18 protein-coding genes and 1 tRNA gene are annotated in these 23,068 nt (G+C 67.8%); 7 read left to right on the forward strand and 12 right to left on the reverse strand.

Annotated features, from left to right (window positions below):
* Nucleotides 1-123: 123 nt before the first annotated feature.
* Both J2Y55_RS09100 and J2Y55_RS09105 read left to right on the forward strand, forming a co-directional pair.
* Nucleotides 124-1,365: an aminotransferase class III-fold pyridoxal phosphate-dependent enzyme gene (locus J2Y55_RS09100; protein WP_310151034.1), complete on the forward strand. Its 1,242-nt coding sequence runs from the start codon at nt 124-126 to the stop codon at nt 1,363-1,365.
* A gap of 27 nt (nt 1,366-1,392) precedes the next feature.
* Nucleotides 1,393-2,187 carry a shikimate dehydrogenase family protein gene (locus J2Y55_RS09105; protein ID WP_310151037.1) on the forward strand — a complete coding sequence of 265 codons (795 nt, stop codon included), beginning with the start codon at nt 1,393-1,395 and terminating at the stop codon, nt 2,185-2,187.
* Nucleotides 2,188-2,237: 50 nt separating this feature from the next.
* Here the strand turns inward: J2Y55_RS09105 and J2Y55_RS09110 are convergent, their stop codons facing one another.
* From J2Y55_RS09110 to J2Y55_RS09135, 6 genes are all read right to left on the reverse strand, one after another.
* Complete coding sequence (locus J2Y55_RS09110) at nt 2,238-4,490, reverse strand: N,N-dimethylformamidase beta subunit family domain-containing protein (protein WP_310151042.1); 2,253 nt, start codon at nt 4,488-4,490, stop codon at nt 2,238-2,240.
* Nucleotides 4,491-4,505: 15 nt separating this feature from the next.
* Nucleotides 4,506-4,832, reverse strand: coding sequence for a N,N-dimethylformamidase alpha subunit family protein (locus tag J2Y55_RS09115; protein ID WP_310151045.1), 327 nt, complete (start codon nt 4,830-4,832; stop codon nt 4,506-4,508).
* 81 nt (nt 4,833-4,913) lie between these two features.
* Nucleotides 4,914-6,005, reverse strand: a complete 1,092-nt coding sequence (locus J2Y55_RS09120) for an extracellular solute-binding protein (protein WP_310151050.1) — start codon at nt 6,003-6,005, stop codon at nt 4,914-4,916.
* 44 nt (nt 6,006-6,049) lie between these two features.
* Nucleotides 6,050-6,880, reverse strand: coding sequence for an ABC transporter permease (locus J2Y55_RS09125; RefSeq protein WP_310151053.1), 831 nt, complete (start codon nt 6,878-6,880; stop codon nt 6,050-6,052).
* Nucleotides 6,877-7,746, reverse strand: a complete 870-nt coding sequence (locus tag J2Y55_RS09130; protein WP_310151057.1) for an ABC transporter permease — start codon at nt 7,744-7,746, stop codon at nt 6,877-6,879. Before J2Y55_RS09130 ends, J2Y55_RS09125 begins: the two co-directional genes overlap by 4 nt.
* The gene (locus J2Y55_RS09135) at nt 7,743-8,774 is read right to left on the reverse strand and encodes an ABC transporter ATP-binding protein (RefSeq protein ID WP_310151060.1); all 1,032 of its coding nucleotides are present in this window, start codon (nt 8,772-8,774) and stop codon (nt 7,743-7,745) included. Before J2Y55_RS09135 ends, J2Y55_RS09130 begins: the two co-directional genes overlap by 4 nt.
* Before the next feature lie 255 nt (nt 8,775-9,029).
* On the opposite strand from J2Y55_RS09135, the gene J2Y55_RS09140 reads away from it, so the two are divergent.
* Nucleotides 9,030-9,788 carry a GntR family transcriptional regulator gene (locus tag J2Y55_RS09140; protein WP_310151063.1) on the forward strand — a complete coding sequence of 253 codons (759 nt, stop codon included), beginning with the start codon at nt 9,030-9,032 and terminating at the stop codon, nt 9,786-9,788.
* Here J2Y55_RS09140 and J2Y55_RS09145 read toward each other — a convergent pair.
* Together J2Y55_RS09145 and J2Y55_RS09150 are read right to left on the reverse strand one after the other, a co-directional pair.
* Entirely contained in the window at nt 9,755-10,744 is a 990-nt protein-coding gene (locus J2Y55_RS09145) for a transketolase family protein (protein ID WP_310152009.1), read from the reverse strand. The two genes, J2Y55_RS09140 and J2Y55_RS09145, sit on opposite strands and share 34 nt — an antisense overlap.
* A 5-nt stretch (nt 10,745-10,749) precedes the next feature.
* On the reverse strand, nt 10,750-11,613 hold the full coding sequence (locus tag J2Y55_RS09150) for a transketolase (protein ID WP_310151064.1): 864 nt from the start codon (nt 11,611-11,613) through the stop codon (nt 10,750-10,752).
* Between the two features lie 122 nt (nt 11,614-11,735).
* Here J2Y55_RS09150 and otnK point away from each other — a divergent pair, with 122 nt between their 5' ends.
* The 3 genes from otnK (at nt 11,736) to J2Y55_RS09165 (ending at nt 14,548) form a co-directional block, all read left to right on the forward strand.
* Nucleotides 11,736-13,007, forward strand: coding sequence for a 3-oxo-tetronate kinase (gene otnK, locus J2Y55_RS09155; protein ID WP_310151067.1), 1,272 nt, complete (start codon nt 11,736-11,738; stop codon nt 13,005-13,007).
* Nucleotides 13,004-13,663 carry a class II aldolase/adducin family protein gene (locus J2Y55_RS09160; RefSeq protein WP_310151070.1) on the forward strand — a complete coding sequence of 220 codons (660 nt, stop codon included), beginning with the start codon at nt 13,004-13,006 and terminating at the stop codon, nt 13,661-13,663. Before otnK ends, J2Y55_RS09160 begins: the two co-directional genes overlap by 4 nt.
* 135 nt (nt 13,664-13,798) lie before the next feature.
* Nucleotides 13,799-14,548 carry an SDR family NAD(P)-dependent oxidoreductase gene (locus tag J2Y55_RS09165; protein ID WP_310151073.1) on the forward strand — a complete coding sequence of 250 codons (750 nt, stop codon included), beginning with the start codon at nt 13,799-13,801 and terminating at the stop codon, nt 14,546-14,548.
* Nucleotides 14,549-14,557: 9 nt separating this feature from the next.
* On the opposite strand, the gene J2Y55_RS09170 is transcribed toward J2Y55_RS09165, so the two are convergent.
* The 4 genes from J2Y55_RS09170 to recJ all read right to left on the reverse strand — a co-directional run bounded on the left by J2Y55_RS09170 (nt 14,558) and on the right by recJ (nt 20,910).
* A complete protein-coding gene (locus J2Y55_RS09170; RefSeq protein ID WP_310151076.1) occupies nt 14,558-16,882 on the reverse strand; it encodes a penicillin acylase family protein in 2,325 nt (774 codons plus the stop codon).
* 31 nt (nt 16,883-16,913) lie between these two features.
* The gene (locus J2Y55_RS09175; RefSeq protein ID WP_310151079.1) at nt 16,914-18,488 is read right to left on the reverse strand and encodes an ABC transporter substrate-binding protein; all 1,575 of its coding nucleotides are present in this window, start codon (nt 18,486-18,488) and stop codon (nt 16,914-16,916) included.
* Between the two features lie 396 nt (nt 18,489-18,884).
* Nucleotides 18,885-18,959 (reverse strand) — tRNA-Glu (locus tag J2Y55_RS09180).
* 145 nt (nt 18,960-19,104) lie between these two features.
* Nucleotides 19,105-20,910 carry a single-stranded-DNA-specific exonuclease RecJ gene (gene recJ / locus J2Y55_RS09185; protein WP_310151082.1) on the reverse strand — a complete coding sequence of 602 codons (1,806 nt, stop codon included), beginning with the start codon at nt 20,908-20,910 and terminating at the stop codon, nt 19,105-19,107.
* Between the two features lie 319 nt (nt 20,911-21,229).
* Between recJ and J2Y55_RS09190 the strand changes: the two genes are divergently transcribed.
* Complete coding sequence (locus J2Y55_RS09190; RefSeq protein ID WP_310151085.1) at nt 21,230-22,885, forward strand: FAD-binding dehydrogenase; 1,656 nt, start codon at nt 21,230-21,232, stop codon at nt 22,883-22,885.
* Nucleotides 22,886-23,068: the final 183 nt, after the last annotated feature.

Consider the following 23,068-nt stretch of genomic DNA (forward strand, 5'->3'; position numbering starts at 1 on the left):
GCCGCTTTCGGAGCGGTCTCGGAGCGTGGCCTTTTTCGCCATCATGCAGAGACCGTCCGGCATACGCAAAAGCTCTTGCCAAGCCCGGTGTACTATATGATATATCCAACTCGGAGGATAGCCATGCCCGAGGTCAAGAATTCCGTCGATGCGGCGCTGCGCGATCGGGCGCTACGTGTGGTTCCAGGCGGCATGTGGGGGCATCTCCACGCCAACAGGCTGCCGGAGGGTTATCCGCAGTTTTTTGCGCGCGCCGAGGGCTGCCGGCTCTGGGACGTGGACGGGCGCTCCTATCTGGACTTCATGTGCAGCTGGGGCCCAAATCTTCTCGGCCACCATCATCCCGAAGTCGAGGCTGCGGCCGAGCGCCAGGCCCGCCTGGGTGACTGCATGAACGGCCCCGCCGAGGTGATGGTCGAGCTCGCCGAACTTCTCGTCGATACGGTGGCCCATGCCGACTGGACGCAGTTCCAGAAGAATGGCACCGACGCCACCACGAGCTGCGCGACCATCGCGCGCGCCGGCACCGGGCGGCGCAAGCTGCTGGCCGCACGCGGCGCCTATCATGGCGCCGTGCCGTGGTGCTCGCCCTCGGTCGTCGGCGTGACCTCGGAGGATCGCGCCCATATCCTCTATTACGATTTCAACGATGCCGAGAGCCTGCGCGCGGCCGCAGCCGAGGCCGGCGACGACCTGGCCGGAATCATCGTCTCGGCCTATCGCCATGACCTCGCGCGCGACCAGGAACTGCCGACACAGGGTTTCGCCACCGCCGCGCGCGCGGTCTGCGACGAGACGGGCGCCGCGCTCATCCTCGACGAGGTCCGGGCCGGTTTCCGGCTCGACCTCGCCGGCAGCTGGGAGCGCCTCGGTGTCAGGCCCGATCTCGCAGCCTGGAGCAAGTCGATCGCCAATGGCCACGCGCTGGCCGCCGTCACCGGCCGGGACTGGCTGCGCCACGCGGCAGCGCAGGTCTTCGTGACCGGTTCCTTCTGGTGCGCCGCCGCGCCGATGGCCGCCGCGGTGGCGACGCTCACCGTGCTGCGCCGCGACAACATCGTCGCGCGGCTGGAGGCGATGGGAGCGCGCCTGCGCGAAGGGATCGAGGCATCGGCCGCACGCCACGGGGTCGCCCTGCGCCAAAGCGGCCCGGTGCAGATGCCCTTGATCCTGTTCGAGGACGACGCCGATTTCGCCAAGGGCAATCTGTTCTGCCAGACGGCGCTGGCGCGCGGAGTCTATTTCCACCCGCGCCACAACATGTTCCTGTCCGCCGCCCATGGCGAAGCGGAGATCGACGAGGCGCTGGCGGTGGCCGATACAGCTCTTGCGGCGGTCGCCGCGCGCAGCCGCGCCGCGGCCTGAACCCGATCGCTCTGCCGAGGCTGTGACATGACCCGCATCACCGGCAAGACGCGTATCCTGTTCATTCTGGGCGACCCGGTCGCGCATATCATCGGCTCGGCGCTGCTCAACGAACATTTCGCCGGTCGCGGCATCGACGCGGCCGTCTCCCCTCTCCATGTCGCGCCGGACGACCTGCCAAAAGTTCTCGCGACGCTGCGGGTCCTTGGCAATGTCGCCGGGTTCGGCGTCACGATCCCCCACAAGATCGCCGTCCTCGACCTGCTCGATTCCGTCGGCGAGCGTGGGCGGCTAGTGGGCGCGGTCAATTTCGTGCGTCGCAACCCTGACGGCAGCCTGCACGGTGACAATGTCGACGGTCTCGGCTTCGTCGGCGGGTTGATCGCGGCCGGCGTCGAGATCCGGGGAGCCCGAGTGCTGCAGGCCGGGGCCGGCGGCGCAGGCCGCGCGATCGCCTTTGCGATGGCCGAGGCGGGTGCTGCGGAACTGACCATCGTGAACCGGTCTGCCGACAAGGCGCGCGAACTCGCTGCCGCGGTCGGCCGTGCCTATCCCGCCTGCCGCATTGATGTCGCCGATGCCGATGCCACTGCCTGCGATATCGCGATCAACACCACCTCGCTCGGCATGAGAGATGGCGATGCGCTGCCGCTCGATGCCTCCCGCCTTCCTCCGGGCGCGATCGCGGCTGAAGTCGTCATGACACCGGAGGTCACGCCGTTTCTCGCGACCGCCGCCGCACGCGGCTGCAGAACGGTTCCCGGCAAGGCGATGCTCCTGGCCCAGTTGCGTGCGGCGTCCGATCTCGTCGGCCTGGCCTGAGCCATCGACCGCCAGCAGGAGCGAGTGGCCGGTTTCCCGGCCGCCCCGGTTCAGTCGTCGAAGCCCTCGAAAGGCGCCGGGTCCAGGAAGCGACGCAGGACATTTCCCGTCACGCGGCTGACCGAGTTGTCATAGCCGTTGCAGGTCAGCGCGCAGCACCAGGCGATCGAGCCTGTCGCAAACACCGCGCCGCCGGCCGCGGTCGGGAAGAAGGCGATGTCGGCACGCACTAGTGCGTTTTGGTCGCCCATCGTGCCGCGATGCAGCGTCCGCAGCTCCTCCAGCGTCGGTACGCCGCCATAGTCGAGCCGGTCGGCCGTCGCCAGGCGCAGCAGATGCGGCGGCGAACCCAAAGTCGGTTCGACGCGATCGACCTCGAGCCCGGCCGCGCCGCCGCCGCGTAGTCCGAAATCGCCGAGCGGCTTTGCCAGATCGACGCCTTCGACCAGCCAGGCCACGCGCGGGTCGCGCGCATCCTCAAGCCATTCGTAGGGATAGGAGCGCGTGAAGACTTGGGCGTCGAAGCCGACACCGACGAGGCGCTGCGGCGGCCGCCCGTGGGTGCGCCAGAGGCCCGAGGGCTCGCCGGTGAAGGACAGGCCGTTCTCGCCGGGTTCGCCCTCCCAGGTGCGCAAGCCACTCATGCCGCGGCGGATCTCCATCTGGAAGGGCTCCGTCGGATGCCAGGCGATGCGCCAGTAGAAGCCGTTGCCGCCGAGATAGATGTGCCGGCCGCCGCTGCGCTGATAGGCGTCGAAGGCGTCGATCATGTTGCGGCTGTAATATTCGGGATGCGACGGCGTGATCACGCAGTCATAGGCTTCCAGCAGCTGGGCGCCGTGCCTGTCGATATCGCAATCGGTGATCACGTCGTAGTCGAAGCCGAGCTCCTCCAACCAGTCGATGATGTGCGTGTCGTTGACGTAATTGAAGGTGTTGCCGAGCGGCCGCATGTTGAGGATCGGGCGTTTGGCCGTCGAGTAGCACCAGCCGCTGCCGTCGCTATGGGTGTCGTAGGTCGAGAGCCCGAGCTCGCGGTGCTCCTGGATGTAGACGTCGTCGCGCGAGAGCGCGATGACGCCCTCCAGCATGGCCTCGGCATGGACCTGATCGAGCCGGAGCGCGCTGTTGGCATAGGCAAGGAAGGTCGCGGTCGTCGCCACCAGAGCGAGCCTTGCCTTCGCCTGGCCGAGCGGGGCCCGCACGAAAAAGGAAACATAGCTTTCGACGGGATCGTCGCTGCCCTCGCGGGCCGTCAGCTTCAGCGCGTAGAACCCGCTGCGCCAGTCGGACGGAACCTCAAGCGCCAGATCGGGCTGCCAGCCGCAATCGGCCATGTCGTCGCTGTGGAAATGGATCGCGCCATAAAGCTCGGGCCGTTCCGTCCATTGCACCACCGAGCCATCCCAGTTGGCGCCGGCGATGGCGCGCATGGGCATGTGCCTGAGCTGGCCGTCGAGCCGGTTGGTCGAGAGGTCGCGCACCCGGTCGCTGGCCATCTCCTGCGAAAAATCCCAGGCGCCGACCAGCGCGGGATCGGCAGGCGACGGCGCCAGCGTCTCGCAGGCCCGCCGCAGGGTCTCCTCGGACAAGGGCTCGCGAAACAGGCGCGGCCGGTCGATCTTGCCGTCGAAATGGCCGCCCGTGAGCGGGGCTAAGCCGCCCTGGAGGGCGTGAGCGGCGAAGACGAGCGCGGTCTCAGCGGGCCAGGCCAGGCCGGCGGGCGCCTGGCCCGTCGTGACGCTGCTGCTGTCGCGCCCGCCCAAGGTGTCCAGACTGCGCTGGATCAGCGTGATCGCGCCGCTGGCAGCGTCGTAGCTCGCGCCGACGAACACCCATTCGCGCTCGAGCACCGGCCTGGCGGATATAATGGTCGCAGCGCCGGCCGCGCCAGCGACCTCGAAGACGAGATGCCCCGCTTGATCGAGCCGCAGGCGCCAGCCCTGGCCGAGATCGGCGCGCCAGCGCGACATCACGGTCTGGGGGCCGGCCAGCGGGGCCGTCGGGTAGATGAAGCAGCCCGCCGTCAGGCTAGCCGCGCTCAGGGCCGGCCTGTCGGCGATGATCGCGGCGGAACCCGGATGGATCGGCTGGTCGCGCAGCGCGACCCGGCCGTCGATGGCGCTGCCGGGCTCAGCTAGCTTCAGGCCCGGGCCGTCGGGATCGGGATCAGCACAGCGCACCCGGACGATGCGGGCGTGGGCCGCATCGAGCGTCGGGCTGGACAGATGAAAGCTCACGGTCTCACCCGGCGAGACGACGAGCGGCCAGGCATAGCCGAGGACGGCGGTGGTATCTCTCATGATGCGGGCGATCCTTCAGTCGAGCTTCTGTCCCGTCAGCGCTTCCCAGCGCATGACGAAGACGGCCCATTCGGCCTCGACGAGGCTCGTGAATACGCGGTTGGGGAAGGTCTCGACCGGAGCGCCGCGCCGACCCGGCAGGCGGGCCAGCATCCAGCGACGCCCGGGCTCGAGCGTGATCAGGACATGGCGCTTGCCGACACCGGCCCAGCGCATGCGGTGCAGCAGCCGCTGCAGGTCATGGCTGTGGGGGCCGCGCGGCCGGGCGCGCATCTCGTCGACCAGATCCTGCCGCGACGGGTCGACCTGCCAATGCGCGGCCTCGGGATAATTGACGAGCATGCGGGCTTCATTCCTGCCGAGCGGGATAGCCGGCGCCGCTCGGGCAGCGCCGGCCAAGGGGCGACTAAGTAGCGACTGAGCCTATTTCGTCAGCCAGGTGACCCAGCGCTCGCGCAGGGCGTTGCGGTTGACGGCAATCCACTCGTAGTCGGCGATGACGAGTTTCGACCAGTTGTCGGGCCAGGACGGCCGGAACCGCCGTTCCTCCGGTGGTACCAGACCGGGCGCCTCGCGGTTGTTGGAATCGAACGAGACCTTCTCGCTGAAAGCGACGTGCTCCTTGCCGTCCTGCACGAAGAAATCGAGGAACTTGATGCCATTCTGGACATTCGGGCTGCCCTTCAGCACCGCCCAGTTGCCGACGTCGCGGATGGCCTGGTTCCAGGTGAAGTCGAACTCGCCACTCTTGGCGAGCGGGACCGAGCGGCTCGAATAGACCATCATCATCACGGCATCGCCGCCGCGCATGATCTGCATCGCGTTGTCACCGCTCTTCCACCAGGCCGCGATATGGGGCTTGAGCGCGTCGAGTTTCTTGTAGGCGCGGTCGACATCCATCGGGAACGCCTTGTCGGGCGCAACGCCGTCGGCCAGCAGCGCGGCCAGCGGCACCCACCATTCGCGGTCGCCTGTATCGGGCAGCGAGCGCGGTCCGGGGAACTTCGCGACATCGAAAAAATCGGCCCAGGATTGCGGCCCGCCATTGGGGAACGCCTTCTTGCTCCAGGTCAGCGCCATGCCGCCGGCGGTCCGGATGATGCCGCGCGGAAAACAGCCATTGGGCAGCCCATGGGCCACGATGCCCGGCAGGCCGGCACAATCGATCGGCTCGATCAGATCTGCATGCTGGATCAGATCCGGCGGCGTCGCCGTGACGACGTCGAAGGGAATATTGCCGCTGCGCAGGCCGGCGCGTGCCCGGGCCCACTGGTCGGGGAGCTCGATCGGCACCGAGCGCACCTTTATGCCGGTCTCGGCCTCGAAGCGCTTGTAGAAATGCTCCTGCAAGCTGCGCTCCATCAGGCCGCCGGTCGTGGCGATGATGACCTCCTTCGATTGGGCCAGGGCGCGGCCGCCGATCGCGAAGGTCGTCGCCCCCAAGGCTCCCGCCAGCACTTGGCGGCGCGTCGTGTTACGTCGTGTCGTCATCGAAGTCTTGCTGTCGATGCTCATCGCGAGGCTCCCCTTCTTTTACGTTTGGACCGATGGGACTGCTGTCATGGCTCGGCCGATCGCGTGCGTCGGTCGAGACGGCTTTTGACGAAGTGGCTGCCGACCAACGCGGCAACGGTCAGAAGCGTCAGCATGGTGGCGACCGCTGCCAGCGTCGGCGAGACGTTGTAGTCGATGTCCTCGAACATCTTGCGCGGCAGCGTCTTGCGGTCGAGGTTCGAAATGAAGAACGACACCACCGCCTCGTCGAAGGAAATGATGAAGGCAAACAGCGCCGCCGAGACGACGCCCGGCGCGATCAACGGCAGTGTGACATGGCGGAAGGTGCGCAGCGGACTTGCCCCGCACGACACGGCGGCGCGCTCCAGATCGGCGTCGAAGCGGTAGAGCGCCGCCAGCACGGTGAAGACGACGAAGGGCAGCGCCAGGATGGTGTGCGCCATCGCAAAACCAAGCAGCGTGCCGGTCAGGCGTAGCTGCTCGAAGACGAGGAACATCGCCACGGCCAGCGCGATATGCGGCACGATGACGGGCCCGATCACCAAGAGCTCGATCAGCCCTTTGCCAGGAAGGCGGCCGCGCACGAGCGCCAGCGCCAGCATCGTGCCGATCACGGTCGCCGCCAGCGTCGCGATGATGCCCGCCTCCAGGCTGAACAGCGTCGCGTTCACCCAGTCGGAATCGGCGAAATACTCGGCATACCAACGCAGCGAAAAGCCGTTCGGCGGAAAGCGCAGATAGCGCTCGGGGCCCACCGACATCGGCGCGATCACCAGCGTCGGCAGCAGCAGGAAGATCGTGACGGCATAGGCGGCAGCGCCGAGCATGGCGCGGCCCGCATGGCGCTGGGAGCCCGTCCGGCGGGGCGCGCTCATGCCGACCCCACGAAGCGGTCGAGCCGCACGGCGCGCTTGAAGATCAAGGCGAGCAGCAGCACGAAGGCCAGCATCACACCGACCAGCGCGCCGGCGAAGGACCAGTCGAGCATCTCGCGAACCTGCTGGGAGACCAGCGTCGCGATCATCATCTGCTGCGGCCCGCCGATCAGCGCAGGCGTCACGAAGAAGCCCAGCGCCAGCAGGAAAACCATCAGGCAGCCCGAGGTCACGCCCGGCAAGGAGAGCGGGAAAATCACCTCCCTGAACGTCGCCCATTCCGAGGCGCCGAGCATCTGCGCCGCCCGGCTGTAATCGTCGGGGATGCCGCGCAGCGCCGAATAGATCGGGAGCACCATGAAGGGCAGCAGGACGTGGCCCATCGCGATCACCACCGCCGTCTCGGTGTAAAGCAGCTTGAGTGGCTCATCGACGAGGCCCGAAGCCATCAGCATCTGGTTGATGACACCGTTCTTCTGCAGCAGCACCATCCAGGCATAGGTGCGCACCAGCACCGAGGTCCAGAGCGGCAGCAGCACCGACGCGACGAGGATCGCGAGCTTGAGCCCCGTGCTGCGCGCCATCACCAGGGCCAGCGGCCAGGCCAGCAGCAGCGCCAGCGCGGTCACGATCGCCGCGATGCGCAGCGTGCGCAGCATGACCCGCAGATAGACCGGCGCCGTGACCGCGCGCTCGTAATGCGCCAGCGTCGGCGCCGGCACGAACAGGCTCTCATGCAGCAGCGAGCCCAGCGGCAGCAGGAAGGTCACGAAGGCGAGGATGAGGAACGGCGCCGCCAGCGCCAGGCTCGCGGCGCTGCTGTAATGGCGCCCGCCGAGCAGCCAGCGATGCGGCCGCGCACTCATGCGGCACCGCCAAAAGCGCGCGCATCCTGCGCCGCCCAGCGCAGGCCGACGAGATCTCCCATCGCTGGCGCCTGCATTGCGCTCCCGGCCGGCAGGCGCAGCTTCAGGCTCTGCCCGCTCGCCGTGCTCAGGAGCAGCGTGGTCGCGTTGCCGGCATAGATCTCCTGCTCCACGCGCGCCGAGAGCAGCCCCTGCTCGGGCGCCGTCAGACTCAGCCGCTCCGGCCTGATCGCAACGCGGAGTTTGGCCCGCTCGGTCACGGCATCGACGGCTGTCGCCTCGATCGTGACGCCCTCGGCGAGTTCGACCGACACGACACGTCCCGCCGCTGCCGCGCCACGCGCCTCGCCTTGCCAGAAATTGGTCTCGCCGATGAAGCCGGCGACGAAGGCGCTTTTGGGCGCCTCATAGAGTTCGTGGGGCGTGCCGATCTGCTGCAGCCGGCCATGGTCCAGCACCGCGACGCGATCGGCCATGGTCAGGGCCTCGGTCTGGTCATGCGTCACGAAGACGACGGTGACGCCGATCTCGCGCTGCAACTGCTTGGTCTCGATCTGCATCTCCTCGCGGAGGTTCTTGTCGAGCGCCGAGAGCGGCTCGTCCATCAGCAGCACGCGCGGCTTGTAGACAATGGCGCGGGCGATCGCGACGCGCTGCTGCTGGCCGCCCGAAAGCTGGGCCGGCTTGCGCTCGCCGAAGCCGTCGAGCCGGACGGTGGCGAGCGCGGTCCGCGCCCGCTCCTCGCGCTCGGCCCGGCCGACGCCGCGCATCTTGAGCGGGAAGGCGATGTTCTCCAGCACGCTCATATGCGGAAACAAGGTGTATTTCTGGAAGACCATGCCGAGATTGCGGTGGTAGGGCGGCGTCCAGGTCACGTCCTCGCCACCGACCAGAATCTCGCCCTCATCGGGATATTCGAAGCCGGCGATCGCCATCAGGATGGTCGTCTTGCCGGAGCCGGACGGACCCAGCAGCGCCAGGAATTCGCCCGGTTCGACCGCAAGCGAGACCTCGTCGACAGCCGTCACCGCTCCGAATCGCTTGACGATTCCGCGGATCCCGATCCCCACGGATCGACTGGATACTTCGACCGGCTGCACCATGCGTTCCCCTTATCGCCAGGAAGAATATTTGATATATCCGTCTTGGCAAGCAGGTTTCAGACCACGAAGACCGGGGTCGGCGATGACGCCCTTCTCTGCCTCGTTTTGCGCATTTCGAACGGCGCCGATTTGCTCTAAGGCTGCAGCGATCGGCGAAAGCCCATGGGAGACTGGACAAAAGTGGCGAGCGCCGACGACAACTTCCTGCAGGGCGGCGCGATCGAGCCTGTCGCGCGCGATAGCCTGACGCGCATCGTCTACAACAATCTGCGCCTCGCTTTGATGGAAGGCCGGTTCTGGCCGGGCCACCGCTTCAAGATCCGCGAGCTCGCAGCCTCGATGCGGGTGTCCGAGACGCCAATCCGTGAAGCGCTGATGCAACTGGTGCGGGCGCGCGCGCTCGAATTGATCGACGGACGCTCGATCATCGTCGCCCATATGTCGCTCGCCCAGTATCTCGAGTTGAGGACGATCAGGCTGTTCCTCGAGGGGCTGGCCGCCGAGCGGGCGACGGACCGGATCGACGACGAGGGCATCGCCCAGATGACCGCCCTGCACGCCGAACTCGCGGCGGCCGAGACCGAGGGACGCTGGTCGGACGCCGTGCGCGCGAACTGGCGCTTCCATCATCGGCTCTACGAGGCCGCCGACATGCCGGAGCTGCTCGCGCTGCTCGACGACATCTGGATGCGCAACGGCCCGCTGCTGAACTACCATTATCCCCATGCCCGGCCGACCTATCCGGGGCCGCACGAGCATTTGCGCATCCTCAAGCGCCTGCGCGCCCGCAACGGCGAAGGTGTGCGCGAGGCGGTGCAGACCGACATGATCCAAGGCGGCGAAAAACTGGTCAAGCTGCTGGAGTCGGGCGGCGACACGCGCAATCTCGCCCGCGAGTCCGGCCCTCAGACCGAGCCGCGCCCGCGCACCTCGCGATAGGCCTGCGCGATCGCCGCGGCATCCAGGCCATAGCGCGCGAATAGATAGGGCGTCGTGCCGCCCTCGGCGAAGACGTCACGCACGCCGATACGGCCAAAGCCCGTGCGGACGCCCGCCTCCATCAGTTGCTCGGCGACCGCGCTGCCCAGGCCGCCGATGATCGAATGGTTCTCGCAGGTCACGACCGCCCGCATGCCCTCAGTCATCGCCACGATGCGCGGGTCGAGCGGCTTCAGGGTCGGCACATCGACGACACCGACCGCGATGCCCTCCCCGGCCAGGAGATCGGCCGCCCGCAGCGCCTGCTCGACCATCATCCCGCAGGCGAGGAGCAGCCCCTCCCCCGGCTGGCGCAGCATGCGGGCGACGCCGATCGGAAGCGACCACTCGTCGGGGCCAAGCGCGGTCTCGGTGCCGTCCGCGCGCTTCAGCCGGAGATAGACCGGGCCGTCATGGGCCGCGGCGGCCCGGACGGCTGCGGGAACCGCGGCGGGGCAGCTCGGCTCGATCACGGTCATGTTGGGCAGCGCCCGCATCAGCGCGATATCATCGATCGCCTGGTGAGAGACGCCCAGCAATGTGGTCAGCCCCGGGATGACGCCAACGATCTTCACGTTCAGCCTGGGATAAGCGACCTGCATGGCGATCTGGTCGTAGCAGCGGCGCGTGGCGAAGACGCAGAAGGAATGCACGAAGGGGATCTCGCCGCTGCGCGCCATGCCCCCGGCGATGCCGATCATGTTGGCCTCGGCGATGCCGACCTGCAGGAAGCGCTCCGGCAGGGCGTCGCGAAACAGGTCCGTCTCGGTCGGCAGCGTCAGGTCGGCAGTCAGGCAGACGATTCTCGGATCCTGCCGCGCCAGCTCGAGCAGCGTCTCGCCATAGAACTTGCGGCTGGGTGCGGCCGCCGCGCCGCGCTGGTTGAAATCCTGGACCGTCAGCGTGTCGGGGGTCATGGATGTCACGGCACGTCCCCTGCGTTGGACAAGGCCGCCATCGCAGCAGTGGCGACATCGGCGGGCAGCTTCAGATTATGCGCCAGAATGCCTTCGAGCATCGGCACGCCCTTGCCGGCCAAGGTGCGCACGACCAGGCATGTCGGACGGGAGGGCGTTCCGCGGGCCCGGTCGAGCGCCCCGAGCAGGGCAGGAATATCGTGGCCGTCCACAACCTCCTGCGCCCAGCCGAAGCTCGCGAACTTGCCGGCGATCGGCTCGAGCTTGACGACGCCGTCGACATGGCCTTCGACCTGCATGCGATTGTCGTCGATGAGCAGGCAGAGATTGTCGAGGCCGAGACTGCCGGCGAGCAAGGCCGCTTCCCAGACCTGCCCTTCCTGAAGCTCGCCATCGCCCAGGATGACATAGATGCGGCTGGCATCACCGCGCCGGCGGGCCGCCAGCGCCATGCCGATGGCCACCGACAGGCCCTGCCCCAACGAGCCGCATGTCGCCTCGACAACGGTCCCGACCCGCTCCGACGCATTCACCTCGAAGGGTGAGCCGTCCTTGCAGTAATCGCTGATTTTGGCGGCCGGAACGAGCCCGCGCTGCGCCAGCGTGGCATAGAATATCGCCGTGTTGTGCGCGGTCGAGAGCAGGAGCCGGTCGCGCGCCGTCCAGTCGGGATCGGCCGGATCGAGCCGCAATTCGGCGAAATAGAGCACCGCGAAAAGATCGGCCGCGCCGAGACCTTGCTGGACATAGCCCTGCCCGGTCGGCGCGACGAGCTCGATCACCTTGCGCCGCAGCTGCAAGGCGATCTCAGCGAGTTCCCGGGGATCACGGATGCGCAGCGCCGGCTGCCGCTCGGCTCCGCCGCTCATGGTGTCCTCGCCTGGCGCATCGCGTCTCTCCCAGTCAGGCCTTGACCAGCCAGGGCTTGTGCCAACCCATGGACGATAGTCAGTATATGATATATTCGAATCCCGTCTAGGGAGAGAAGGCGATGAGTCTCGTATTTGGTGCGGTCGCCGACGACTTGACCGGCGGCCTCGAACTGGCCGCGATGATCCGGGCCGGTGGCGTGCCCTGTGCTTTCGTCACCGAGCTGCCCGATACGGTGAGCGATCCGGCCATCGTGGTGGCAAGGCGCACGCGCGTCGCCGAGCCCGCTTTGGCAGTGGCCGATATCAGCCGCGTCGGTGCCTGGCTGATCGAGCGCGGGGCGCGGCAGCTCTTCTTCAAATACTGCGCGACCTTCGATTCCACGCCCCATGGCAATATCGGCAACTGCGCCGATGCGCTGCGCCAACTGACCGGCAGCCGGCTTGCCGCGTTCTGCCCGTCCTTCCCGGAGGCCGGGCGACGCGTCTTCCAGGGCCATCTCTTCGCCGACGACAGACTGATCTCGGAATCGCCGAAACGGCACGATCCGCTGACGCCGATGACCGATCCCGACCTCGTGCGCGTGCTGCAGCAGCAGACGACGACACCGGTCGGCCTTATTCCGCAGCAGGTCGTGCGCGCCGGCCTGGAGGCGATGACCCGTCATTGCGAAAAGCTGATTGGCGACGGCATCGGCTTCGCGCTCGCCGACGCCGCGGTGCCCGACGATCTCGCAGCGCTGGCGGCGCTGACCGTCTCCTGGCCGCTGATGACCGGCAACTCCTCGATTGCCGCGTATTATCCGGCGCTCTGGCGTGAGCGCGGGCTCGTCCATCCCACAGTCGACGTGCCACGCCTGCCGCCCATCCCGGGGCCAGGCGTCGTGCTCGCCGGCAGTTGCGCCGAGAAGACCGGGCGGCAGCTCGAAGTCTTCGGCCGAGATCGCCCGGTGCTCATGCTCGACCTCGCCGCCGTTGGTGATGCCGATACGACAGTGGCCGAGGCGCTCGCCTGGGCCCTGCCCCGCCTCGCCGACGGCCCCGTCGCGATCGCGACATCCGCCGACCCCGACGCGGTCGCGGCCGTGCAAGTCAGGCTTGGCCAGCGTCGCGCCGCCTCGCTCGCCGAGGAGATCTTGTCGAAACTGGCGCAGGCGCTGCGGGCACAGGGCGTGCGGCGCTTCCTGATCGCGGGCGGCGAGACCTCGGGGGCCGTACTGGATCGCCTCGCGATCCGCTCGCTACGCGCCGGCGCCTACCGCGCCCCGGGCATCTCGCAGGCGTTGTCGGAGGGGGCGACACCGCTGGCCTTCTGCCTCAAATCGGGCAAGCTCGGCCCCGAGGACATGTTGCTGCCGATGCTTGCGAGCATGGAACAAGGAGAGCAGCCGTGACCGCCGCGATCTTGGAAGCCGATGCCCGCGTCGAGCTCTGCAAAATCTACCGGAAGATCGAGGGATCGGGCCTGAGCCTCGGCAATGCCGGCAATATCAGCCTGCGCCTGGGGGACGTCATGCTGATCAGCCCGACAGGCGCCGACGGCGCGACAGTGGCGCCGGATGATTTCGTGCTGTCGCGATTCGACGGCACCGCGCTATCGCAGGGCACGCCCTCCAGCGAATGGGCGATCCATGGCGGAATCTACGCAGCCGGGCTTGCCCAGGCCGTGATCCACGCTCATCCCGACTGTTGCGTCGCGCTGTCCTGCCTGCGCCGCCCGATGCCGCCGTTCCACTACATGGTGGCGAGTTTTGGCGGGCACGAGGTCCCCTGCGCGCCCTATGCGCCCTTCGGCACGACCGCGCTCGCCGAAGGCGTCGTGGCGTCGCTGGCGGGTCACAGCGCCTGCCTGATGGCCAATCACGGCATGGTCTGCATCGGCTCGACGCTGGCGCAGGCCTTTGCGCGCACGGTCAAACTCGAAATGCTGGCGCGACAGCTGCTGCTGGCGCGCCAGGCCGGCGAGATCGTCCATCTCACCCGGGACGAGATGGACACCGTGCTCGGACGCTACGCCGAATACGGGCGCGGCCGCCTGTCGAGCGGCTGAACGCAAGAGCCCGTCCGCGCTTCTTCGAATCAAAAAATTGATCTATGTCTTTGATTTAGAGCATTTTCTTCATGTGAACCGGTACCCGCTTCACGCGAAAATGCTCTAGGTTTCCCTGATATCTGGAGAGATGAGATGATCATCGTCACGGGCGGCACACATGGCATCGGCCGGGCCTGCGTCGAACGCCTCGCGCCGCGCGGCGTCGTCTTCACCGGCCGCGACGTGGCGGCGGGCGAAGAGCTGGCGGCGCAGGCGCCCGGCGCGCATTTCGTCGCCGGCGACGTCACGAGCGAGCCCGACTGCCGACGCGTCGTCGAGGCCGCCCTCGACCTCGGCGGCGGCCGCCTTGCCGGCCTGGTCAACAATGCCGGGCTCGGACGGCGCATGGTTTTCGCCGAGGCGACCCTCGAGGATTGGGACGCCGTGATGAACGCCAATGCCCGCAGCGCCTTCCTGTTCACGCGTCATGCGCTCAGCGGCCTGCGCGCGGGCAAGGGTGCGGTCGTCAATGTCGCCTCCGTCGCGGGCAAGCTCGGCGAGGAGGGGCTGGCTGTCTATTGCGCCTCCAAGGCAGCGGTGATCGCAATGACGCAGGCGCTGGCGCTCGAATTCGGCGAGCAGGTCCGCTTCAACGCAATCTGCCCCGGACAGATCGCGACCCGGATGATGTCCAAGGTGCTGGCCGACCCGCTGCGGCTGCGGCAGCTCGAATTGCGTATTCCCGCCGGCCGCCTCGGCGATCCCGGCGAGGTCGCCGACGTCGTCGAATGGCTGCTCTCGGACAAGGCGAGCTACGTCAACGGCGCCGTATTGACGGTCGATGGCGGCGAGACGGCCGGGTTGCGCACGCCGAGGCTGCCGGAAGGATTTGGCGCGAGCTGATCGGCCGCCTCAGGCGCGAGGCGGCACCAGCTCCTGCCGCGTTTGCGCCTCAACCGCGATGCGCTCCCAGTCGTAGAGCATCGGCACCATCTCGCAGGCGCTCCAGGGCGTATTCTGGTCAGCGTAATGTGGGCTTGCCGGGTGTCCGGAGGTGCCGTGGAAGACGACCCAGCGGCTGTTGTCCCAGTTGCCGACATCGAAGACATAGCGCGACAGCGCACCATAGGTCGCCACGGGGCCGGCCGATGGCACGATCCCGATCGCGAGCACGGTGTCGCCGTCGCCGCCGACCGGCAAAGACGGCGGATCGAGCCGCTGCGCCCAGTCGGGAAACTGTGCAGAGAGCGGATGGGCGAAGCGCGGCTGGTGCTCCTCGCCCCATGTCTTGCCCGTGAGCGTCGCCGCCGCCTCGGAAAGCGCCTCCGACAGCACGTCGTCCCAGGTCAGGCCGTTCAGCATCCCGGCATCGTCGTCGCGCAACAATGTCGGCACCGCCCACCAGACCTGGCCCTGCGGCGAGACGCCGGGCGCCACCGCTGCGAAACGATGCGCCGTCGCCTGCTCCAGCCTGCTGCGCACGGTGACGATCCGCGTCAGGGCCCGCCGGAAGGCATTATAGGCGGCAGCCGGGGCCGATTCCGCGTCCATGTGGCCGTTCCAGGCTAGCAGATCCTGCCGCAGCTGCTCCGCGTCGGCCTGCTCGCGCTGGCCCAGTGCGGCGAGGCGGGTGCGAAATAGTTCGAGATGCGGGGATTGCGTGTCGGCATGGATGGCCGCTGCGTCAGCGACGGCGAAGGGCGCCCCTGAATCCAACCGCTGCAGGATGCGCTCGGCGCGATAAGGCGGGTGGCAATCGGTGCAGAGATAGTCGGGATGATCATCCGCCACGACCCTGTTGTTGGCGGTGACGATCAGGCCGCCGGGCGGGTCGATGACGCAAGGCATCGCGTCATGCGCGATCCAGCCCCGCCATTCATGCTGGGCCGCCCAGCCGGGCACGGGCAGCCAGCCATTGTCGCGCGAGCGCAGCGGCACGCGGGCGCGCACCAGATGGCCAATCGTGCCGGCCGTGTCGCCGGCGACGAGATTATGGTCGATCAGGCCCCAGCCGCGCGTCGCCTCGTAGAGCTCCGGGACGGTCGAGGCCGCAGGCATCCGCGTCAGGCAATCGAAGGAGAGGTCGGTTTCGGCGAATTGGACGGAGCGCAGGGACAGGCCGGCCCCCGCGCGGGGATCGCCAGCGATCACAGGACCATGGCGCGTCTCGAAGATATCGAACTCCCGATCGACCCCGCCCCTGACGGCGATGCGGTCGCGCCGGTGGCTGACGAGCTCGAAACCCTCGCCAAAGCGCACCGCCCTGCCCGCATCGGTGAACTGCTCGAGATAGAGGTCGTGGATGTCCATGAAGGCATGTGTGACGCAGTAGGCGACGCTGCCATTATGGGCGAAATGCGGGAAGCCCGGCACGCCCGGCACGGTCAGGCCGATCATGTCGAAACGGTCGCAGGCGAGATGATGCTGCGTATACATGCCGGGAATTTCGAAGACGCGATGGGGATCGCCCGCGAGAATGGGGCGCCCCGTCGCCGTCCGCTCCGGGCCGACCGCCCAGTTGTTGCTGCCGCCTCCGGCGGCATCCGAGGCGTCGCCCCCCATGGCCTTGAGCAGGGCGTCGACAGCGGGGCCAAGCGCCGCCAGATCGGCTTCGAAGCGTTCGGCCTGGCCGCCAGGAGGAATGCAGAGCAGATCGCGTCCACCATCGTCGTAGCGAAGCTTCAGCGCGTTCTCGGCACCCACGACCGGCAGCGCCAGCATCCGCCAGAGCTTGAACCAGATCGAGCCCATCAGCAGGCCGAGCCGCCGCATCACCGCGATACTGTGCCAGGGCTCCCAGCGCTCGGGCGTCGCACCCAGCAGCGTATATTCGCAAGGGACCGGCGCGCCGGATTCCAGGAATGCGTTCACGCCGGCCGCATAAGCCTGCAACATCGCCTTGGTTTCGCCCGCCAGCGCGTCGTAATCGCGCCGGCAAGCCTGTTCCATGCCCAGCCGCCGCACCAGGATGTCGGCCTCGGCCGCCTCGGCCCCGAGCCATTCGGCAGCGCGGCCCAGCGCCCTGCGGCGCGTCAGCTCCATCTGGAAGAGACGGTCCTGCGCATGCACGAAACCGAGCGCCCGGTAGGCATCCGCCTCGCCCACCGCCTTGATATGCGGGATGCCCCAGGCATCGCGCCGGACGGAAACGGGAGCCTCCAGACCAGGCAGAGACAAGGTGCCCGACAGCGGCGGCAGGGCCGCCTCAAGGGCGTCGCGATCGGCAGCGGTCGTCATAGGCATCTCTCGTCAGGCGCGTTTTGGCGGTTCAGGCGTCGAGGGTGAGCTGCCAGAACATCGGGAAGCTGGACTGCACGATCGATTTGACGCGCGAGCGGTAGCCCGCCGGCCGGCTGAACTGGCCCCACATCACCGAGGGCGTGTCCTTGTAGGCCTCGACCTGGATCGCGGCCGCGATGCGCTTGCGCGCGGCCGGATCAGGCGCCTTGGCATAGGCTGCGAGCTTCTCGCTGATCGCCGCGTCGCAGCTCCAGCCGGCATAGTTCGCGCAGTTGTTGCCGATGTAGAAATGCGTCAGCGGAGACATCATGTCGATGCCGTTGGCATAGACCGGGAAGATCGCCCAGCCATCTTTCTTGGCCCGGCGCGCGAGAACCGTGCCCCAGTCCATCACCTGCTCGTCGACGGTGAAGCCGGCCTTGCGCATATTGTCCGCCAGCACAGCCCCGGCCGTCTGGGAGATCGAGCCCGCAACCGTCAGGAAGACCACCGGCTCACCCTTGTAGGCGGTCTTCTTGAGGGCCGCGCGAGCCTCCTCGATGGAGAGCTTGGCGGCGGCTGCGCCCTCCGTGCTGCTGAGAGGCGCATCGCACATGAAGAAGGACGGGCAGTTCTTGACCAGATAGCGATCGGGGATACCGATGGCCTGCAGGACCTCGCCTTGGTCGACCAGTTTCCAGAGCACCTCGCGAACCGCCCGGTCGGCAAAGGGGCCGGACGCATGGTTGAGCCGGAAATTGCCCTGGAACATGTCGAGGCCGGTCAGGGCCATGACGTTCACATTCGGCGCCTTCTCGAGCTTGTCGAGCCAGTCGAAGGGCAGATACTGCATGTAGTCGATCTCGCCTGCCATCAGTGCGGTCGCCGCCGTCGCGTCGTCAGGCATCGCGCGCAAGACCACCTCGTCGACTTTGACCACCTTCGCACCGGCCAGGAAATCGGGCTTCTCGGAGCGCGGCTTGTATTGCTCGAAGCGCTCGAGAACCATCCGATCGCCCGATCGCCAGGCGCTGGCCTTGAACTTGAACGGTCCCGATCCGATGATCTCCTTGATGCGCTCGTCTCCGGCCGGAAGAATGCGCTCGGGCATCATCGCCGGCACCGGCGCATTGGGCTTGCCCAGCACGTCCAGCATCAGCGGGAAGGGCTCGCGCAACACGATCCTGAAGCTGCGCTCGTCGACCGCCTCGATGCCAGACGCGGCAGCCATCAGCATCTTGCCGAGCGCATCGCCGCGAGCCCAGCGCTTGAGCGAGGCGACGCAATCCGAGGCCTTGACCGGCGCGCCGTCATGCCAGGCAAGGCCGTCGCGCAGCTTGAACCGCCAGCTCAGGCCGTCGGGCGCGGTCTCGAACGAGTCCACCATCTGGGGATGGATCGTCCCTGCGAGGTCCATCGCGAACAGCGTGTCGAAGACGTGATAGGCGAAGGTGCGCGTGATCGCGGCCGTCGTGGCATGCGGATCGAGGATCACCACCTCGGATTCGAGCACGGCGGTCATCGCCTTCGGCGCCGCGCGGGAGGCAGTGGGAACGACGAGGCTCGCCAGCGCCGCCGCGCCACCCAGGAGAACACCGCGTTTGCTCAGGTCCTGTCGCAACATGGCGTCCCCTTTAGATGAGATCGCGTAAAAGGCGCGCAGTAGATATACGATATATCGAGATCGTTGTGTCAAGCCTCGGCAGCGAGAGAGTAACCCGCGAGAACGGGACAGAGGCGAACCGATGCCTCAACCCGAACGACGGAGAGCACAAGAAGACCGCCCTGAGGCAAGCCGCATGACCTTCGTCACGGCCAACCAATTTTGCAGATCTTGACGCACACAACCCCGTGCCCGACAACCAGCCGGCTCACCTGACGTGGCTGATCGGGGTCTTCGCGAGTCTGGTCAGAACAAAGCCGATGGCGGACACAGATCGGTGATATCGTGGGGGACGCCCTCGATTTTCCATCTCTGTTTTTTCTTTATTTTCAACTAGCTAGACCACCCATACATGAGTGGCGCGACCTACGGGAGTCGAACCCGTCTCCCCAGCGTGAAAGGCTGGTGTCCTAACCGATAGACGAAGGTCGCGGGCCTCTGAATCGACGGCTGCCCGTCGAGAAGCGGGGCGAGGTATAGTGGCAGGGCGCGCCCTCTGCAAGCACCAGTTTGACGATATCCGGGGAAAGTCCGGGCAGGCCCGCCGCCACCGCTCTCCCCCAAAAAACGATGACGATCAACCCGGGCGCGCCATGTCGAGGACGCGCAGCTCGGCGCTCTCGCGGCCGCCCCAGCGGTTCAGCGTCAGCGTCGCGGCGAGATGGACGCTCTCGCCGCGCGCCGCCAGCAAGGCGCGTCCCAGCGGCTCCTGCGCGACGCGGAAGGCGATGCCGCCCACGGTGGCGCCATCGCCGCTCTTGAGCTTGATGCGGACATGGCCGCCGCTGCCGATCTCGACAGCCTCGACCAGGCGATGCGCGGGAAAGACGAAGACCGGCTCGGGACTGCCCGCGCCGAAAGGCCCCGCCTTGTCGATCTCGGCGAGCAGGCGCGGATTGGCGCCGCCCGCGCTCAAGGCCGCATCGATCAGCAGCGCCTCGGCCTCATCAGCCGCCGCGACCTGCATCGCCAGCCGCTCGGCCAGGAAAGCCTGGAAGGCGGGAGCCTGGCCGCCGGCCAGCGTTATGCCCGCCGCCATGGCGTGACCGCCGCCCTTGACCGCGAGCCCGGCCTCGACCGCCTCGCGCACGGCCCGGCCGAGATCGACGCCGGCGACCGAACGGCCCGACCCCGTCGCGCCGCCCTCCCCGTTCAGCGCGAGCGCGAAGGCCGGGCGCCGGAAGCGCTCCTTCAGCCTTGCCGCGACGAGGCCGACGATACCGGGATGCCAATCGGCGGAGGCCGCCATCAGCACGGGCTGGTCGGGCAGGCGCATCAGCGCATGATCGGCCTGCGCGGTGGCTTCCAGCACCGCCTGCCGCTCGATCTCCTGACGTTCCTGGTTCAGCCGGTTGAGTTCGGTCGCGATGCTGCGCGCCTCGATCTCGTCTTCGGTCAGCAGGAGCCTCGCGCCCAGCGCCGCATCGCCGATGCGCCCGCCGGCGTTGATGCGCGGGCCGAGCAGGAAGCCGAGATGCCAGGGTTGCACCGGGCCATCGAGGCCCGCGACATCCATCAGCGCGGCCAATCCGGGGCGCGTCCGCCCCCGCAATATGGCAATGCCCTGGCGCACGAAGGCACGGTTCAGGCCCTTGAGCGGCACGACATCGGCCACCGTCGCCAGCGCCACGAGATCGAGCGCCGCCAGCAGATCGGGCTCGCCCTCCGCCCTGCCCGCCCAGAAGCCTTGCCGCCGCAATGTCCGGCTGAGGGCAATGAGCGTCAGGAAGACGACGCCCGCCGCGCAGAGATGGCCGAGCCCGGAGAGATCGTCCTGCCGGTTGGGATTGACCAGCGCGGCGACGGGCGGAAGCAATTCGGGCGCCTGATGGTGATCGAGGACGACGACATCGAGCCCAAGCCTTTGCGCCTCGGCCAATGGTTCATGGCTGGTCGTGCCGCAATCGACCGTGACCAGCAGCGTCGCGCCCTCGCCGGCCAGTGTGCGGATGGCGTCGCTGTTGGGGCCATAGCCCTCGATCAAGCGGTCGGGGATATGGATGCGCGGCTGCGCGCCGGCCTGACGCAGGAAGCCCGCGAGCAGGGCAGCGGAGCAGGCGCCGTCGACATCGTAATCGCCGAAGATCGCGACTTTCTCGCGCCGCTGCGCCGCCTCGGCGAGACGGGCGGCGGCGGCTTCCATATCGGTCAATGTCGCGGGATCGGGCAGGAGGTCGCGCAGGCGCGGTTCGAGGAAGCGCAAAGCCTCGCTAGGCTCGACGCCGCGCCCGGCGAGCAGGCGCGACAAGGTGTCGGGAATGCCTTCGAGCTGCGCCAGGGCCTCGGCGCGACCGAGCCCCGCAGCGTCCAGCCTGTCGCGCCAGGGCCGGCCGAGCACGGAGTGGGACACGCCGAGAAAAAGGCGCTGGGGAATGAGACTCATAGCTAAAGGGGGTCGCGCAGGCGCGTGCATTCGTCAACCGCTACATGGACCCCAGAGGAATCGCCTTTGGATTTTTGAGCCCTCATCCTGAGGAGCAGCCGGAGGCTGCGTCTCGAAGGATGCTCCAGGAGGTTCCCGAAACGCCTTCTGGAGCATCCTTCGAGACACGCTTCCTGCGGAAGCGCTCCTCAGGATGACGGCTGTGGGGCCAAATGCGACAGCCCTGACATGACCCCTACCCTGCCTTGCCGGGCCCTGGAGGATCGCCATACTGGGCGGCAAGCAGCCGGGAAAGGGCAGCAGGCTTGGGGCAGGATATATGGGGCAGGACGCGGACGTCATCATCATCGGAACCGGTCTCTCCGGGCTCGTGGCCGCGACAGAGCTCGCTGATGCCGGCCGCAAGGTCATCCTGCTCGACCAGGAGCCCGAGCAATCGCTCGGCGGGCAGGCCTTCTGGTCGCTCGGCGGATTGTTCATGGTCGACACGCCCGAGCAGCGCCGGCTGCGCATTCGCGATTCGCGCGAACTCGCCGCGCAGGACTGGTTCGGCTCGGCCGGGTTCGACCGCCCCGAGGACGACTGGCCGCGCGCCTGGGCGCAGGCCTATCTCGATTTCGCTTCGGGCGAGAAACGCGCCTGGCTGCATGGGATGGGCATGCGCTGGTTCCCCGTCGTCGGCTGGGCCGAGCGCGGCGGTTCTCTCGCCAGCGGCCACGGCAACTCGGTGCCGCGCTTCCATGTCACCTGGGGCACCGGGCCCGGCGTGCTGGAGCCGTTCCTGCGCAGATCGAAGGAGGCGCAGGCGCGTGGCTTGATCGAACTGCGCTTTCGCCACCGCGTCACCGCGCTCTCACGCAGCGCCGGCGCGGTCGACGGCGTCGCGGGCGAAATCCTGGAGGCGAGCACGGTCGAGCGCGGGGCGAAGAGTTCGCGCGATGTGGTCGGGGCTTTTGCACTCAAGGCGCAGGCCGTGATCGTCACCTCCGGCGGCATCGGCGGCAATCATGATCTGGTCCGGGCGAGCTGGCCGCAGCGATTGGGCGCTCCGCCCCGGCGCCTGCTCTCAGGCGTGCCCGACCATGTCGATGGCGCGATGCTGGCGATCGCAGAGGCTGCTGGCGGCCGGCTGATCAATGGCGACCGGATGTGGCACTATGTCGAGGGCATAGCCAATTGGGCGCCGATCTGGCCGCGACACGGCATCCGCATCCTGCCCGGCCCCTCCTCGCTCTGGTTCGATGCGCGCGGCAACCGCCTGCCGGTGCCCTTGTTTCCCGGTTTCGACACGCTCGGCACGCTCGAGCACATCATGAAGACGGGCTACGACTATTCCTGGTTCGTGCTGAACCGCAGCATCATCGCCAAGGAATTCGCGCTCTCGGGCTCCGAGCAAAATCCCGACCTCACCGGCAAAAGCTGGCGCCAGGTGTTGGGACGGGCCGGCGGCGGCGTGCCCGCGCCCGTCCAGGCCTTCATGGACAAGGGCGAGGATTTCATCGTCGAGAGCGATTTTTCCCGGCTGGTCGCGCGCATGAATGCGCTTGCCGGCGAGGCGCTGATCGATGAGGCGCAGCTACGGGCCGAGATCGAGGCGCGCGACCGCACGCTCGACAACCCCTTCGGCAAGGACCTGCAGGTCACGGCGCTGCGCGGCGCCCGCGCCTATCTCGGCGACCGCCTGATCCGGACAGCCAAGCCGCATCGCATCCTCGACCCGGCGCATGGTCCGCTGATCGCCGTCAGGCTCAATATCCTGACCCGCAAATCATTGGGCGGGCTGATGACGGATTTGTCCGCGCGCGTGCTGGGTGGGACGGGCGAGCCGGTGCCCGGGCTCTACGCGGCGGGAGAAGCCGCCGGCTTCGGCGGCGGCGGCCTGCATGGCTACCGCGCGCTCGAAGGCACCTTCCTCGGCGGCTGCCTGTTCTCCGGCCGAACCGCCGGGCGCGCCGCGGCGAAGGCGGTCGGCTAAAGCATGCTGTTCTAGTTCGGAACCACGCCGTCATCCTGGGCGTAGCGAAGCGGAGGCCCGGGATCCATCGTAGAGTTCCGGAGCCCTCCGATGGATCCCGGAGCTGCGCCGCTACGCGGCTTGTCCAGGATGACGGCGTGGTTCCGAGTCAAAACAGATGTTTCCGGCCGCCGCTTCGTCCGA

Origin of the sequence: Allobosea sp. BE125 (assembly GCF_031456075.1) — a bacterium.
In the GTDB taxonomy this organism is placed as follows: Bacteria; Pseudomonadota; Alphaproteobacteria; order Rhizobiales; family Beijerinckiaceae; genus Allobosea.